14 protein-coding genes are annotated in these 14,963 nt (G+C 59.7%); 5 read left to right on the plus strand and 9 right to left on the minus strand.

Annotation, left to right across the window (positions count from 1 at the left end):
- Position 1: 1 nt before the first annotated feature.
- Positions 2-1,315, minus strand: a complete 1,314-nt coding sequence (locus tag ACNJYB_RS20250; RefSeq protein ID WP_439368050.1) for an NAD(P)/FAD-dependent oxidoreductase — start codon at positions 1,313-1,315, stop codon at positions 2-4.
- Positions 1,316-1,545: 230 nt separating this feature from the next.
- Between ACNJYB_RS20250 and ACNJYB_RS20255 the strand changes: the two genes are divergently transcribed.
- The 3 genes from ACNJYB_RS20255 to ACNJYB_RS20265 all read left to right on the plus strand — a co-directional run bounded on the left by ACNJYB_RS20255 (position 1,546) and on the right by ACNJYB_RS20265 (position 3,396).
- A complete protein-coding gene (locus ACNJYB_RS20255) occupies positions 1,546-2,352 on the plus strand; it encodes a DUF1295 domain-containing protein (protein ID WP_439375602.1) in 807 nt (268 codons plus the stop codon).
- Between the two features lie 145 nt (positions 2,353-2,497).
- Positions 2,498-2,899 carry a DUF2177 family protein gene (locus tag ACNJYB_RS20260; RefSeq protein ID WP_439368051.1) on the plus strand — a complete coding sequence of 134 codons (402 nt, stop codon included), beginning with the start codon at positions 2,498-2,500 and terminating at the stop codon, positions 2,897-2,899.
- Positions 2,900-2,925: 26 nt separating this feature from the next.
- Positions 2,926-3,396 (plus strand): TspO/MBR family protein, encoded by a 471-nt coding sequence (locus ACNJYB_RS20265; RefSeq protein WP_439368052.1) that lies wholly within the window; start codon positions 2,926-2,928, stop codon positions 3,394-3,396.
- A 52-nt stretch (positions 3,397-3,448) separates the two neighbouring features.
- Here the strand turns inward: ACNJYB_RS20265 and ACNJYB_RS20270 are convergent, their stop codons facing one another.
- From ACNJYB_RS20270 to ACNJYB_RS20285, 4 genes are all read right to left on the minus strand, one after another.
- Positions 3,449-3,751, minus strand: a complete 303-nt coding sequence (locus ACNJYB_RS20270) for a hypothetical protein (RefSeq protein ID WP_439368053.1) — start codon at positions 3,749-3,751, stop codon at positions 3,449-3,451.
- A 19-nt stretch (positions 3,752-3,770) separates the two neighbouring features.
- Positions 3,771-4,307, minus strand: coding sequence for an RNA polymerase sigma factor (locus ACNJYB_RS20275; RefSeq protein ID WP_439368054.1), 537 nt, complete (start codon positions 4,305-4,307; stop codon positions 3,771-3,773).
- 121 nt (positions 4,308-4,428) lie between these two features.
- Positions 4,429-5,079 carry a ChrR family anti-sigma-E factor gene (locus ACNJYB_RS20280; protein ID WP_439368056.1) on the minus strand — a complete coding sequence of 217 codons (651 nt, stop codon included), beginning with the start codon at positions 5,077-5,079 and terminating at the stop codon, positions 4,429-4,431.
- Positions 5,076-5,621, minus strand: coding sequence for a sigma-70 family RNA polymerase sigma factor (locus ACNJYB_RS20285; RefSeq protein WP_439375603.1), 546 nt, complete (start codon positions 5,619-5,621; stop codon positions 5,076-5,078). Before ACNJYB_RS20285 ends, ACNJYB_RS20280 begins: the two co-directional genes overlap by 4 nt.
- Before the next feature lie 603 nt (positions 5,622-6,224).
- Here ACNJYB_RS20285 and ACNJYB_RS20290 point away from each other — a divergent pair.
- Positions 6,225-9,554: an AAA family ATPase gene (locus ACNJYB_RS20290; protein ID WP_439368057.1), complete on the plus strand. Its 3,330-nt coding sequence runs from the start codon at positions 6,225-6,227 to the stop codon at positions 9,552-9,554.
- Positions 9,555-9,596: 42 nt separating this feature from the next.
- Here the strand turns inward: ACNJYB_RS20290 and ACNJYB_RS20295 are convergent, their stop codons facing one another.
- The 4 genes from ACNJYB_RS20295 to ACNJYB_RS20310 all read right to left on the minus strand — a co-directional run bounded on the left by ACNJYB_RS20295 (position 9,597) and on the right by ACNJYB_RS20310 (position 14,655).
- Entirely contained in the window at positions 9,597-9,788 is a 192-nt protein-coding gene (locus tag ACNJYB_RS20295; RefSeq protein WP_439368059.1) for a hypothetical protein, read from the minus strand.
- A 161-nt stretch (positions 9,789-9,949) separates the two neighbouring features.
- Positions 9,950-11,563, minus strand: a complete 1,614-nt coding sequence (locus ACNJYB_RS20300) for an NAD(P)-binding domain-containing protein (RefSeq protein WP_439368060.1) — start codon at positions 11,561-11,563, stop codon at positions 9,950-9,952.
- Between the two features lie 346 nt (positions 11,564-11,909).
- Complete coding sequence (locus ACNJYB_RS20305) at positions 11,910-12,338, minus strand: hypothetical protein (protein ID WP_439368061.1); 429 nt, start codon at positions 12,336-12,338, stop codon at positions 11,910-11,912.
- A gap of 46 nt (positions 12,339-12,384) precedes the next feature.
- Positions 12,385-14,655, minus strand: a complete 2,271-nt coding sequence (locus ACNJYB_RS20310; protein WP_439368063.1) for a DUF3141 domain-containing protein — start codon at positions 14,653-14,655, stop codon at positions 12,385-12,387.
- A gap of 73 nt (positions 14,656-14,728) precedes the next feature.
- On the opposite strand from ACNJYB_RS20310, the gene ACNJYB_RS20315 reads away from it, so the two are divergent.
- Entirely contained in the window at positions 14,729-14,902 is a 174-nt protein-coding gene (locus ACNJYB_RS20315; protein WP_439368064.1) for a hypothetical protein, read from the plus strand.
- Positions 14,903-14,963 lie beyond the last annotated feature (61 nt).

The raw sequence follows: 14,963 nt of genomic DNA on the forward strand, positions 1-14,963 counted from the left end.
ACTACTCGGCTGCTTGCGCCGGCAATGAGGTGGACTGACGCCAAGGCGGCGCACAGCCCATGGCCTCCGCGACTTGAATGCCGGACCTCAGACCGTCTTCATGGAAGCCGTAGCCCGTCCACGCACCACAGAACCATGTTCGGCGACGACCTTGAATCGCAGGAAGCCGCCGCTGGGCTGCGAATGCGGCCATATCGTAGAGGGGGTGAGCGAAATTAAATTTTGCAAATGTCTGGTTGGGGGCTGGCTCGCGCGGCGGGTTGAGGCTGACAAATAGAGGCTTGCGCTCGTCGATGCCCTGCAGCCGGTTCATCCAATAGGTCACGGCCGCGTCGTTCTCGACCGGTGTTTGTCGCCGCCATTGCAGAAAGTTCCACGACGCCCATGCTTGACGGCGCTTGGGCATCAGACTGCGATCGCGATGCAGATAGACAGCATTCGGACTGTAGCGGATGGCGCCTAGAATGGACTTCTCCTGCGCGTCGGCGTCCAACAGCGCCGCCAGAGCCTGGTCGCTGTGGCAGGCCATCACAACGGCATCGTAGCTCTCCATCCCGCCACGGCTGTCGCGAATGGTCACGCCGTGTTCCGTTCGGGTTACGGAGGTGACTGCGCAGCCTAGCCGAATATGGTCCTTGAACTTAGCGGCGAGCTGGTCGACATAGCGCCGGCTGCCGCCTTCGACGGTGCGCCAGCGCGGGCGATCCAGGTGCAGGAGCCTGTGATTGTCGAAAAAAGTAACGAAGTTCTCCGCCGGAAAGGACAGAATATCCGCCGCCGAGGACGACCAGATGGCTGCCCCCATCGGTCCGAGATAACTATGGAACAGACGAACCCCAAATGACCCCCTTTGCAGATATTCGCCGAGCGTCATCTTGTCGAGCCGGCCGGCGCGCAAGTCGGCCACGCTCTCCTTGTTGAATCGCAGGATGTCGGCCAGCATTCGAAGGTATGACGGCGACGCCAGATTGCTCGGTTGAGCGAACAGACCGCAGGCAGTTTGCACAACGCCTTCGCCGCCCCCACGCCATTCAAAGCGGCCGTGATCGGCCGACATCGCAAAGCTCATGCACGTCTCGACGGTCTTCACCCCCAGATGCGTGAATAGGGATGATAGTTCGGGGTAGTTCAGCTCATTGAACACGATGAAGCCGACGTCAACGTCAATGGCTTCGCCATCATAGTCGATCCGAACGGTATGACTGTGCCCACCAGGCCGCAGCTCGCGCTCGTACACAGTCACGGCGTAGCGCTTCGACAGGAGCCAGGCCGCAGCATTGCCCGCAATCCCCGTCCCGATCACTGCTAAGCGCATCTTTCAACTGCCCCCATTGCGATACTGCCGGCCACCGGCCACGAGAAATGTCCAATTCCGAGGTCAAAGCCATTCCGCCAGGCTCGGATGCCACCGATTCGCATTCCTTTTGCGGGCAGCACATAGGAACGCTCGCCAACGCAGCCTGGATCACCTCGCGCATCCGAGCTTGGCATACTGAAACCGGCGCATACGGCGGCCGTACCGATGAAAACAGCTCCGGTGAATGGATGCTTTTCCTGAATCTGCAGGCAATGGCCGGCATTGCGCTGGCTCTTTCCGCGTTGATGGCGCTCGCTTGGGTGGTTCAACAGCGCACCGGCAATTCCGGCTGGGTTGACGCAATCTGGTGCTATTCGGTCGGGTTCGTTGGCTCTGTCGCGGCCCTATGGCCTCTCGAAGACGGTTCGTCGGCTCGCCGGGCTCTCGTGGCGGGGCTGGTGCTTTGCTGGTCGGCAAGACTTGGAACACACATTGCGCGTCGCGCCGCCGCAGGTGTCGACGATCCGCGTTATGCGAACTATGCACGCGAATGGGGCTGCGACGCTCCCCGCCGGATGTTCTTTTTCCTGCAGTCGCAGGGGTTGGCGTCGATCCCGCTGCCGTTTTCGATCTTTCTCGCCGCACACGCTCCGGACCCCGGCCTGAGACTGCAGGACTATGCCGGCGCGGTCTTCATGCTTGCGGCGGTCACCGGCGAGGCGATCGCTGACGAGCAATTGCGGCGCTTCACGCTCTCGCACTCCAAGCACAGCCTCGTTTGCGATACGGGAATGTGGCACTGGTCGCGCCACCCGAATTACTTCTTCGAATGGCTCGCATGGTTGGCCTATCCAATCATCGCGCTGTCGCCGCAATACCTGTGGGGCTGGGCCAGCCTCGCGGCGCCAGCCATCATGTACTGGATACTCGTGAAGGTGACTGGCATACCCCCGCTCGAGGAGCAGATGCTGCGATCGCGTGGCGAACGGTATCGAGAGTATCAGGCGAGAACCAACGCATTCTTTCCGTGGCCGCCCAAACAGCCGCTGCAATGATCGGGCGCCCCTACGCGCCGCGATTTGGCCCTACGTAGCGGGCGCAAACGCGCATGAGCATGCGGATGTGATCCGATGCGGCTCTCGGCTCGTTAATCTTCCGTCCAGGTCTTAACGCTGGACACAGGCGGAAGGGAAAGCGCACATGAACATCGTCTTCACGTATCTCAGTGTCGCGGTGACCTTCGTTGGGCTCGACATGATCTGGCTCAAGAGCATGGCGGAAAGGCTCTATCGACCGGTGTTGGGCGATATGTTGCGGTCCGAGCCCAATTTAGCCGCCGCCGCGCTGTTCTATCTGGCATATCCCGCCGGGTTGATCTGGTTCGCGGTGCTACCTGCGCAGCAGGAAGGCGCTGCGTTGCGCGCATTTGCCTCGGGTGCGCTGCTCGGATGCTTCACCTATTCGACCTACGATCTGACCAATCAAGCAACGCTCCGAAACTGGTCTACCGGGTTGTCCGTGGCGGACATCTGCTGGGGATCGTTTCTCGCCGGTGTGAGCGCCTGGACCGGCTTTCTCGTCGCTCAACGAATGGCTCCCTGATCATGCGCGTTGGAACCGAACTGCCGATGGACCAACGCCGCAAGAGCTGGAAATGGTATCGCGGCGGCGCGTTCCTCTGTCTCGTTCCCGCCGCGGGTTTTCTGATCGGCGTGCTAAACCGGCCCGGGGCTTGGTATACCGGCCTGAACAAGCCGTCCTTCAATCCGCCGGATGCGGTCTTCGCTCCGGTTTGGACTGTTCTATTCCTCCTCATTGCCGCAGCTGGATATCGCACCTTCGAGGCGGAACCGAACGGCGCCGCGATGAAGTTGTGGACCGTTCAGATGGTCCTCAACTTCGCCTGGTCGCCCATTTTCTTTTCGCTTCATCGCATGGACGTTGCACTCGGCGTGATCGTAGCTCTATTCATCGCAATCGCCGCATTCGTCTGGCGGCAGTGGACCGCAGACCGGCTGGCGGCGGCGCTTTTCCTGCCGTATGCCGGCTGGGTCGTGTTTGCGATGTCGCTGAATATCTCGTTGCTTCTGCTCAACTAGCATTGCAGCGGGATTGCAGATACCCTCGCCGACGGGCGCGTCGCGGATCGAGTCAGGGATGCGTGCGTTTACCAAGCTCAACCAATGCTTCTCTGGTTTCCGCGATCTTGATGGACAATGACGTGAATGCGGACTGAATTCGGCCGTTTGCATCGTCGTCCAGCAACAGCGATGATGAGTCGACCAGCCCGTCTCCCAGGCGCTCCATTACAGCCAGGAGGCAATGCAGACCATCCGCAGGCTGCGCGACCGCAATACGTTCGACCTCTCGCACGATCTCTTCGAGCCTGATGACCGCAAGCACCAGGCGATCCTCGTGCCTGCGCATGGGAAATTCCACGATATCGGCGGTCAAGGCCGGTGCTCCCTCGCGTTCAGGTCGTGCCAGATGCGGCCAGGCAGTCCTTGCGCACGGTCAGGAGAGCCCGGTGCAGCCAGGTCTTTATCGTTCCTACGGGCACGCCAAAGCGTCGGGACAGACTCGCTCGGCTCTCGCCCTCGAGATAGGCGAGCGCCACCAGCTTGCGGCGATCTTCCGGCAACCGCGCCAATGCGCTAAAAGCAATGGGTTCGGCGCAGGCATAATCGAGGTCGTCGATCGGGTCTTCGCTTGCCGCAATCGATAGCGCCTCGTCGAATTCGTCAGTCGCCAGTCTTTTGACCCGCAGATGATCGATTGCGGTATTGCGGACGATCGCAGACATCCATGCCATCGCTGGAGCGCGATGGACCTCGAACCGGCAGGCGTTGCGCCAGATCTTCAGATAGGTCTCTTGCAGGATGTCTTCGATATCGTGAGACGGTGCTCCAACGGCGAGCGCCGTCCTGCGCAACCTGCCTCGTGTCAGCGTGTGCAGCGTCGAAAAAGCTCGTGCGTCGCCGCGTGACACCCGCGCGAGCAGTTCGGGCAATCCGTCGCTCTGTCCCTGTTTTGCCGGACGTGAGCAGCCCATGTCCCGTCTCCCTTGCGTTTGGCATTGAAACGCTCCGGGCTCACGTTCGGATCACCGGGCGGAGAGGCAGTGGAGTGGATTAAAGCCGCACGAAGGGCCCGATCAGCCGGCCAAGCAGACCGTTCATACGCAGATCACCGGTCATCGCAACCAGGCAGAGACATGGGCCTTCGTCGCCAACGATCGGACGATGATCGACCTCGTCATCACCATAGTCGAAATCGCCGGGGCCGAAACGACCGCCTTCGTGGCTGAAGCTGCCTTCGAGCACGAGGGTCAACTCGGTGCCGGTGTGAGTGTGTTCCAGCATGCGCGTGCCCGGCGCCGACCGTAGCAAGAAGGCCCGCGCCTTGCCCGAGCCGGAAAGCTCGATCGGCTGCATGCTGAGACCTGGCGCAACGCGCCTGGATTTGCCGACCCGGTAGCCTCGCAGCGCCGATGGAACATCTCGCACCATCCCGAACGTGGTGGTTGAGGACGGCGCAGCTCTCGGTCGAGGCGCAACGTCGATCCGGGCCAACACGCGCTCGAACGCATCCGTTGCCATCGGCACCGGCTCGACATCCTCGAGTGCCAAGGCCGCGAGCTGCTCTATCGCGCGCACGAACCGGGCGCACCGGGCGCATTCTGCCACATGCACCCCCACGACCAGATGATGGGCCTCTTCCAACCTGCCGGCGGCAAAGTCGGCCAGAAGATCTTCCGGCGGATGATGATGGATGATGGTCATGCTTCTTCGTCCAATAGCTCTCTCAGGCGGTTCATCGCCAGTCTGATCCGCGACTTCACTGTTCCGAGTGGAATGCCCAGCAGGCTTGCGATTTCCGGATGCGGCCTTTCCTCGATGAACGAAAGCGTCACGACCCTGGATTGCTGGGCCGACAGCTTCTCGATGGCTGACGTGATCCGAGCGGCGTCTTGAACGCGTGAAATGACAACATCGACCGGTTCGGCGAGATCCGGCGTATCCGGCAGCTCGGTCCCACCCCGCACGCGGTCTGCCCGCGCCTTGCTGCGGAACATATCGATCCGCAGGTTACGCGCGATCGTGAATATCCAGGCCGCGGCCCCGACCGTCGACGGATCGAACTGGCTTGCCTTCCGCCACACGGCGATCAGGGTGCTTTGAGCGATCTCATCGGCCTCGTCGGAACTGCACCCGGCCTTCAACATCAATCCCTTGATGCGAGGCGCGAAATGCTCGAAGAGGCGCTTGAATGCCTCTCTGTCACCAGAAGAGGCGACGCGTCCGATCAAATCAGCCCAGTTCACCTTCGCCTTTGGCCCTTTGCTCACACCGGTCGACAGCCGCGCGACACCCCCGCGAGGCACACGGGCCTTGGCCGGGATTGGCACAGTTAAAACTCGGATAGCAGCGACCATAGTTGCTCGACAAGCGGCTTCTCGCATTTAGAACGTATGACGGAGAGCCGCGGATCACTCCTTTCCGCTATCTGCTCGTCCCCAAATGGGCTACCTTGTGCACCTGGTTTGGCGGGTAAACCGAGGAGTTGGCGAAGTTGATCCCCTTCAACGGGGCTCCGCTGGTAAGGCTGCTTTGGGGCCAATCTAGCTACCCGTCTTCACAGCGACGATAGAGCTGAAGCCGACGGCGCCAGTTCCTTGCGTAAAAGGCACTTGCCGGGTTTCGCTGGTATTTTGATCGGATTGCGACGCTGTTCACATATCCAGCGCCGAGAGCATGCTACCGTGGGCGCACTACGGTCACTTGAAGCAGTCTATGAATGAAACAGGATTGGGTTGTCCCGAACAAACATCAGGCGCTGAGATGCTGAATCTTCTGCTGCGCACAAGGGTCCTGCCATGGAAATCAGGACTTGGCTGAGAGGGTTGGGACTGGGACGGTATGAGTCCTTGTTCATCGCGAACGCCATAGATTGCGATGTGCTGCCACAATTAACGGAACTCGACTTCGAAAAGATCGGTATCCCGCTCGGCGACCGGAAGCGCCTCATGAGCGGACTAAGTGCCCTACCGCCCAGCACTGCCTCCCCGGTCGGGAGCGCTGCAGTTGCGCCGTACGCCGAACGCCGCCATCTCACGGTGATGATCTGCGACTTGGTCGATTCGACCGCCTTGGCGGCGCGGCTTGACCCGGAAGATATGGGCGCTGTCATCGATGCCTATCACGCCGCTTGTGCTCGTATAACGCGCTCCTATGACGGCTTTCTCGCGGACTTTCGTGGGGACGGCATCCTTGCGTATTTCGGCTATCCCATTGCACACGAGGACGATCCCGAACGCACGGTCAGGGCGGCACTAGATATCATTGCTGCTGTCGCCCGGCTTGAAACGCGCGCAGGAGAACCGCTTGCCGTGCGCATCGGCATCGCCACCGGAATGGTGGTCGTCGGCGACCTCGGCGGCGAGGGCAAACTTCGGGAGCATTCCGTGGTTGGAGGAGCTCCTAATGTCGCGGCTCGCGTGCAAGCCTTGGTCGAGCCGAATACGGTGGTCGTCGCGGACTCGACGCGCCGTCTTCTTAAGGTCATCTTTGATCTTCGCGATTTGGGCGCCCACCAGCTCAAGGGCATCAGCGCGCCCGTAAGGGCGTGGGTCGTTCAGGGCCTCTTGGCGTCCAAGAGCCGCTTTGAGGCGGTGCGTCCGGCAGAGCTCAGCTATCTCATTGGCCGAGATTCTGAGTTGGAGTTCTTGTTGGAACGTCGGGATTTGGCTTGGGCCGGCGAAGGCCAGATCGTCCTCATCTCCGGCGAGCCGGGTATAGGCAAATCGCGGCTTGCGACGGCTCTAACCGAACGTGCCGGCAAGCATCAAACGCACCTGCAATTTCGTTATCAATGTTCTCCTTATCACGCCAACAGTGCACTTCATCCGGTGGTCGAGCAGTTGGAGAGGAGCGCAGGGCTTAAGGCGGAGGATACAGCCGAGAAGCGGCTTGATAAGCTGGAATCGCTGCTCGCTTTGCGAGGACCAGATGTTGAAACCGTCGCACCACTATTTGCCGCGTTGCTTTCGATCCCATTCGAAGGCCGTTATCCGGCACTGCAGCTAAGTCCCGCACAACAACGTCGACGCACCCTTGCCGCGCTGCTCGATCACTTCGAGATCCGTTCGCGCAAACAGCCGATCCTCTTGCTCATTGAGGATGTCCACTGGGCCGACGACACTACGCTCGAACTGCTCGACCTCATCGTAGAGCGAGCCCGTCTGCTGCCTATGCTTGTGCTGGTAACCTTTCGACCAGAGTTTGAGCCTCCTTGGACGGGTCTTTCAAATGTCAGAAGCTTGACATTAGGAAGGCTCAACCCCGAAGACGTTAAAGATGTGGCCACTCAGGTGGCCAATGGCCGCGCGCTTCCGACCGACGTGATGAAACAGATCATAACAAAGACGGACGGCAATCCGCTTTTTGTAGAGGAGCTCACAAAGGCTGTTCTCGAAGCAGGCATTCTGGTTGAAGATCAAGACCGCTACCAACTCGGGAGTCCGTTACCGCCTTTCGCGATCCCAGAAACCCTTCACGATTCGCTCATGGCTCGGCTCGACCGCCTGCACTCAGTGAAAGAGATCGCCCAAATCGGCGCCACCATCGGTCGTGATTTTTCCTACTGCTTGATACGAGCTGTGGTCGCTCGTGAGGAAACACGTTTGCAGCAGTCCCTCTCTGAACTCGAGCAGGCAGGGCTCATTTTCCGCCAAGGTGACTTGCCGGATGCGGTGTACACGTTCAAGCACGCATTGGTGCGAGACGCAGCTTATCAAAGTTTGCTGAAAAGACGGCGGCGGCAGCTCCATGCTCAGATAGCGCACGTCATCGAGCAAGACTTCCAAATAGCCGCCGTGAACGCCCCTGAAATCCTTGCACACCATTTCACTGAAGCTGGCCTGTTTGAACAGGCCACGGATTATTGGCTCAAGGCCGGAAAGCGTGCGCTCGGCCGGTCCTCCAACGCGGAGGCGGTAAAGCATCTGGCGCAAGGGCTGGAGTTGATCCAACAGCTGCGGAGCTCGCCACAACGCGATCGCAAGGAACTTGATTTCTATCTGGCTCTTGGGCCTGCAGTCGCTGCGACTGAGGGCGACGCCGCGCCTGAGACGTCGCGGGTCTTCTCGCGGGCTCGCGCGTTACTTGGCGAAAGTGCCACTCTAGAAGAGCGAATGACGATCCTGTGGGGCAACTACCTCGCCCACAGCATTCGCGCCGAGTACAGCACGGCCCTCGAGGACGCCCGCCACTGCCTTGCGTTGGCCGCAGAGTATGATCATCCTGGCGTCTCCGTCCTAGCCACACGCTTCATTGGACAGACGCTGCATTGCACAGGCGCGTTCGCCGACTCGCGCAACCACTTGGAGCGAGCCCTCTCGTTGTGTTCAACCAATCCAACAACGTTATCGACCTATCGCCGCTTCGGAGTCGATGACGCGGTGAACAGCCTAGCGTGGCTCTCCTCGACTCTATTGGTGCTTGGCTATCCTGAGCAGTCTGCGGCGATGGTCGAGCAGACTGAAACTCTTGCTCGAACGAGGCAACAAAGCTTCACGACCGCCCTGGCTCTGGGAAATATAGTCATATTGGGAATAATCGGGGGCGACGCACAGCGTGCCTTGGCGCACGCCGACGAGGCGATATCACTTAGCGTTGAGCATGAATTCGCGGCGATCGAACGAAGAGCACGTTTCTTCCGCGGGGCGCTATTAGCCCAAGCAGGAGACCTTCAAGCCGGGATCGACCTGATGCGCAGCGCCTTGGCAGCAACTTACCGCAATTCCGAACGTGGCCGCCGCACTCTCTACTTGGGCCAACTCGCTCTTGCCCATGCCAAGGTCGGAGAGCCGGAAGTCGGACTTCGCCTGCTGGACGAAGGCGTTCAGCTCGCCCAAGCAACAGGTGAGAGGTTCTTTGAGGCTGAGCTGTACCGTCTCCGGGGCACCATCAATCTAGGACTCGGCAGGAGGGACCAGGCAGAGGCCGAGTTGCAGCGATCCGTGGCGATTGCGCGGCAACAGCAAGCCCGCTGGTGGGAGTTGCGTGCCTCCATTTGTCTCGCGCGGCACTGGATCAACGAAGGAAGATACTTCGAGGCCAGGTCCCTGATCAGCCCAGTATACACGTGGTTCACCGAAGGTCGGGATACGCCAGATCTGGAAGACGCCAGAACCCTGGTTGAGGAGTTGAGCTCAGTTTCGGGATTGGAGGGGGAGCCAGTCCACCGCAACTGCTAGCCAACGCCGCAACATTCGCGCGTCGCGCAAACCTGGACAGCGTCAACGCCTGCCCTTCGCGGTCTTTCGCTTTCGCGGCTTACTACGTTCGAGCTTACTAAGGGCGGTCTCGACATCCCTTATTGCCTTCTTGAGCTGCTTCTCGCGATTCCCGAGAATGCTCTTGAGCTTTTTTCGCTGTTCATCCGTCAATGTGGTAAAATCGATCACCTTCGTAAATGCGATGAAGGCCATTACCTACCTCCCGATGGCGTGGTCGTCAGGCGGGGCTCACTACGTGCAAGGAAATATGATATTGTCCGCTATCACCCGCCTATAGTCAAACTGCATTTCTTCCTGTCCGCGGAGCGGACTGGACACGGCAGCGCTGCAAATTGGTATTAAGATCGTAAAGCTCACCGCCGCTTTTTCTTCTTGAGCTGCGACGGCCGCAGGGTGCGTTTCGTGCGCGCTAGCCGACTGGACGTCGCCGACGCCGAGTCATGCTGGGACATTGATCGCGGCAATGAGCCACCGAGCGTTGCAATCCGGTGTTGATCGAGCTGATTGGCGAGGCTGTCGGCAATAAGAGCATCACGGCCAAGCTGGCTCAACCAAACAAATGCACTGTCAAGGGTGCGCAGTTCAGGCGTCTGGTATGATAGCAGATCTCGGTAATATGCAGCCGCCCCTTCGCAGAACAATTCCCGCGCGATACAGTTTACGAGCCGCCGCACTCCGTACTTTATACCGGTGATGGCGGCTCCCGAAATACCATGGCTTAGCATGGCTCCGAAGGTAAAGTTGTGCAATCCGCGCAGGAACGGAGCTGCGCCGGGGCGTCGCTCCACGAATTCAAAGGCCTTGCCCAAATAAGGATAGCGCGCGAGCGACTCGCTTTCCTCGCCGGGTGGAGGCTTGAAGCGGTCGCGCCAAAGAGCAATCTCTTCACAAAAGAGGGCGAGCTCCGGACGTGCCGAGAGATCCGTCTCGACACCAGTCGCAAAAATAATGAAATCGAAATCAAAGCTGCGATCTCCACTTCGGGCTCTTGCGATACCGCCTGCTTCGTCGACGACACTCCATCCGCAGTCGGAGTGCCAGGCAAAATTCTCAAACCTGCGACATCGCCAGTAGGAATCCTGTGTGGGCGGGACTGGGAGTTCCTCGAGAATGTGGCGCATAAATCGCCAACGATCCAAGTCCTCCAGTTCGCCGAAGTGGCCCAACATACCAGAAAAGTTCATCCAGGTGAGTGGATTGACGCGAGGCATCTCCGAACGGCGGAAGCATAGATCTACTTGGGCGGCACCGGCCTCAAGCGCGAGGGCTGCGTTGTCGAAGGCCGACGCACCGGCACCGAGAATGCCGATGCGCTTTCCCGCAAGCTTACGAAAATCGATATCATCGGCTGAATGCGCATAAAGATCTGCCGACAAATGAGCAACAAGTGACTTAGGAGCCCGCCAGCTGCCGCTCCCCTCAAAGCCCGTTGCTAGAACGATCTTTCTTGCATGCACCCGCTCGATCCGGTCAGTATGACGGAGATGGACAAGGAAGATATCATCCACGGGCTCAATCAGCATCAACTCTACCTCGTTTTCGACCGGCAGAGCCAAGACGTCGCGGTACCAATCCAGATAGGATCGCCATACTTCCTGATGGAGCGTATCTATCCGCCCCCATGCTTGCCTCCCAAATTTTTCCTCGTACCAAGCCCGCACCGTTAGACTTGGAATGCCGAAATCCATGCCAGTCACCTCTTTCGGCGTGCGCAGCTGTTTCATCCGAGCGAAACGTCGCCAGGGGCCTTCAAAACCACGCCGGCGACGATCAATGATCCTGAAGTTTGTTATACGCTCAAGCCTCAAGCCGAAGGCAATTCCCAAGCCGCTCTGTCCGCCGCCGACAATCAGCACGTCGAGAACTGGCGCGCCGTCCTTGAATCGCGGGACGGTCCACTCCCGAGCGGGGTAGTCCAAATAGGTTAGCTCGCGCCGAACGCGCTTCGTGAGTTGGGAGACGCTCATGGGACGCCCTGCCCTGCGATCTCGCTAGACGAGATCTTGCCCTTCGATTTCGTTCTGTCCCATTATCATAGGTCTAAGTTCGGACAAATCGACGCTCGGCTCCCACCGTGCAGGTTCTTGGCCCTGCGAAACGACGGCGACACAGCAGAGCTGGTCGGACTGCCCGCAGCTATTACGTATTTGCCCGATTCAGTCGCCGTTGGCGCGCCCGACCCTTGATTTGGGGCGCGCAACAAACCCGATCACGGCAGCCTCGTGATCGTCCACATCCCTCGACGCAGTGAGGACCATATGATCACTGCGGTCTACAGGGCGAATGGTTCCTCCGATTCCGGTCCCCCGCCGCTCAAGGCCGCAGCTCGGCTCGACAGCATTCCGCAAATTCGCGGAGCACGTCGGATTTGCGGTCGAATTCGGGCCTCGTCTTGGTATCAAGTCCGGGCGAGTAGTAGGTCGCGATTATCCGGTCCATCACCCGCTCGGCGGCTTCAATCGTCCGAATGGACGCAAACAGCCGCAGCTTTCCCATGGTCGCGTAAAGAGGCATGACGTGCTTGGCATCGCCGATGGAAGTTTGCTGCAATGCGTCCACGAAGGCTTTGGAGGACAGGTCGATGAATTCGACGAAGACGCGCTCGCGGCGGGCGTTCTGCTGGGCCCGTCGCCTGGTCTCATCCTGGTGATGCTGGGTCAGCCAGGTCGTTGCCAACGAAGCAAACGCACCGATCAGTGAGCCGAAAAGCGCTGAAAGCGCCGAGATGTAGGCCGGAGTCATGGCATCCTTTCCACCGCCCCGACTCCGGTGCGATCGATCGAGCCGCTCATTCCGCGGCCACCTCCCGTCCGACCTCGTCTTCCGCACCTAACAGCTCCAGAACTTTACCGAGGCGCCGTCGACCCTCCACGTTGAGTTCTCCCATCACCGGCAGTGCCTTCTGGACCAGGGCCGAGAACTCCCGGCGCGCATCGGCCCCCGGCGGCAGCAGCCGCGGCAACGCCGCGATCGCGGCCGGCTCATCCACGGCCAGGATCGCCCACTGCTCGCGCACGGCGGCCTTGAACTCGGTTTCCGTGACATCCGGATACGCCAGAAGCAGCTTGCGAAGGGCATCGAATGTACTCTTTTCGATGCGACGCTGGGCCTTTCCGACGTAGACCAGCACACGAGCGGCTGCATCCATCGTGGTCCCATCGCCAATCTTTCCCCTGAGCCGCGACCGCTCCCGTTCGGCAGCCATCAGGACGGAAGGCGATAATCCTGGTCGAGGGCGCGGTGGTCCGTCGTTTTGCGAAATGCCGCACGTTGCCTGAACCAGAGGCGAACCATAGATGGCGTGGAAGCTGCGCTCGACATGCTCATCACGCACATCACGCAGCAAGTTCAGAGCCTGTACCATTGCTGACGAAAACTGCCGCTGCACGGTAAACAGCGGATTGTCCGCCGAGGCGGGGCTGCGCTCCACCTTGACTTGCTCGGCTATCGGCGCAACGAGCCGCATCATGAAGTTCTTGTCCGAGAAGAAAGAATAGCCGACCCGCAACGGGTTCAGCTCAATCACGGCGCGCGCCACCTGCGGACCGCTCACCATCTTGACCCACGGTTGCGCGAAGGTCTGATAGAGCGCATTGTTCAGCTCGGAGATGCGCGCGGCCGCAGCGAACTCGCGCTCGTCCTCCACCGTATTGCAGCCCAGCGCGCGGATGTCGTCGAGCCCACGCTCTTCGATAGCCAGATCGTAATCGGCAGCCTCTCCCTCGCCTGCGGACTTCTCCGTGATTACGATCTCGTAGAGCCCCGGCGGCATCGCATCGATAAGCTCCATGTTGTTGACGAATTGAGCATGATCCTTTGCCGCAATCTTGGTGCCTACGAAGATCGCCAAATGGCCGGCGGTGGCATCGATCGTATAGAAGATCCGCTGTCCGCAGTCCCGGATCTCGTCGACACTTCGATAGTTGTCCAGAATCCAGTCGAGCGCCTGCTGCGGCGGCGTAATATTATCACCGTGCGAACAGAAGCAAACGATCGGCGCCTTGATCTCGCGCAGGTCGAGGCGAATTCCCTCGCTGGTCACGATCTGACCCGTCGAGAGCTTGTTGCCGATGAACAAATTGTCGACCATCCATTGCATCTCTTCTCCGCGCAAGACGACGAAATCACCCCACCACTTCTCGAACTCCAGATAGCGGCTTCTCTCCTGCTCGGGGTTGGCCCAGATGTTGTATTGTTTGGTCCAGAACGTATTCGCCGGATTGAGATTGTCGAAATTCGCGACCAGCCATGCGGCGTCGAAGATGCCGTTTCCCATGTCGCTCATCATGCGATCGAGCCAGCTTCCGCCATACCAGCCGCCGAGATAGCGCATGGCATTTTTGCCGTGCACGCCGCCCCAATAGGACAGCGGAGTACCCGCCACGACGATCGGACCGACCAGATCGGGGCGCATGCAGGCGGCCAACATCGCATGCCAGCCCGCTTGACAATTACCGAACACGAACGGCTTGCCAAGTGCGCCGGGATGCAGGTCTGCCACCTTCTTCAGGAAGATGGTATGGGCGCGAGCCACGTCTTCGATCCGCTGGCCCTCGACGGGCGCGGCGGAGAAGCCGGCGAAGTAAACCGGATGTCCGGCCTTGAATGCGTCCCCAATCTCGCTCAGCTGTTTGAATCCCCCGATGCCGGGACCCTGTCCAGCGCGCGGGTCGACGACATAGACCGGGCGTTTGCGGTCATCGATCTCGACGCCCGCCGGCGGAATGATGCGCAGCAAGGAGTAGTTGACCGGATGAGGAAGCTCGTCGCCCCGCATCACCAGTTCGCTGTCGTAAATCAGGACAGAAGTGGCGCCATGGGCCATCATGTCCTCATGCTGGTTGCCCCGCTCGCGCAGGATGTCCAGGAAAAGAATGGATCTCTGCCAAAAGTCGCGCGCATAGTCGGCAACGGCATTGGATGGAATCGACTTTTCCCAAGCACGCGCATGCGCGCCGATTTCATGAAGAGCCGTTGGCGCCGCCTGTCCTATCTGGCTTAAGGCGTTCTCTAAGACGCGGGGCGGCCTCAGCGCTTGAAGTGAGCTCAGATCTGTCATGGCTTAAACTCTCGGTGTGGTCTACTCGCCGACGGGGCTCTTAAATGTTTATCTCCGCTTCGCTGGCGATCCGTTGATCGAGATCAATCCGCATCTTGCGAGATTGAGGTTGCTCGCGAAAATCGACAGCCGACAGGCTTTTCTCGTCGGGGTACGGATAGTGCGGTGTGTGCCGATTCGCGCCACTTTGATTGGGATCAACATGCCGGTGCTGTTTTCTGTCATCATTCTGTTGATCCGGACCTGAACCAGACGTTGCGGGCCCGGAGCATTCTCGATCGCAATTGGTAAAACGGTTCATTGGGTTA

It is taken from the genome of Bradyrhizobium sp. SMVTL-02 (assembly GCF_051853005.1).
Classification (GTDB): Bacteria; Pseudomonadota; Alphaproteobacteria; order Rhizobiales; family Xanthobacteraceae; genus Bradyrhizobium.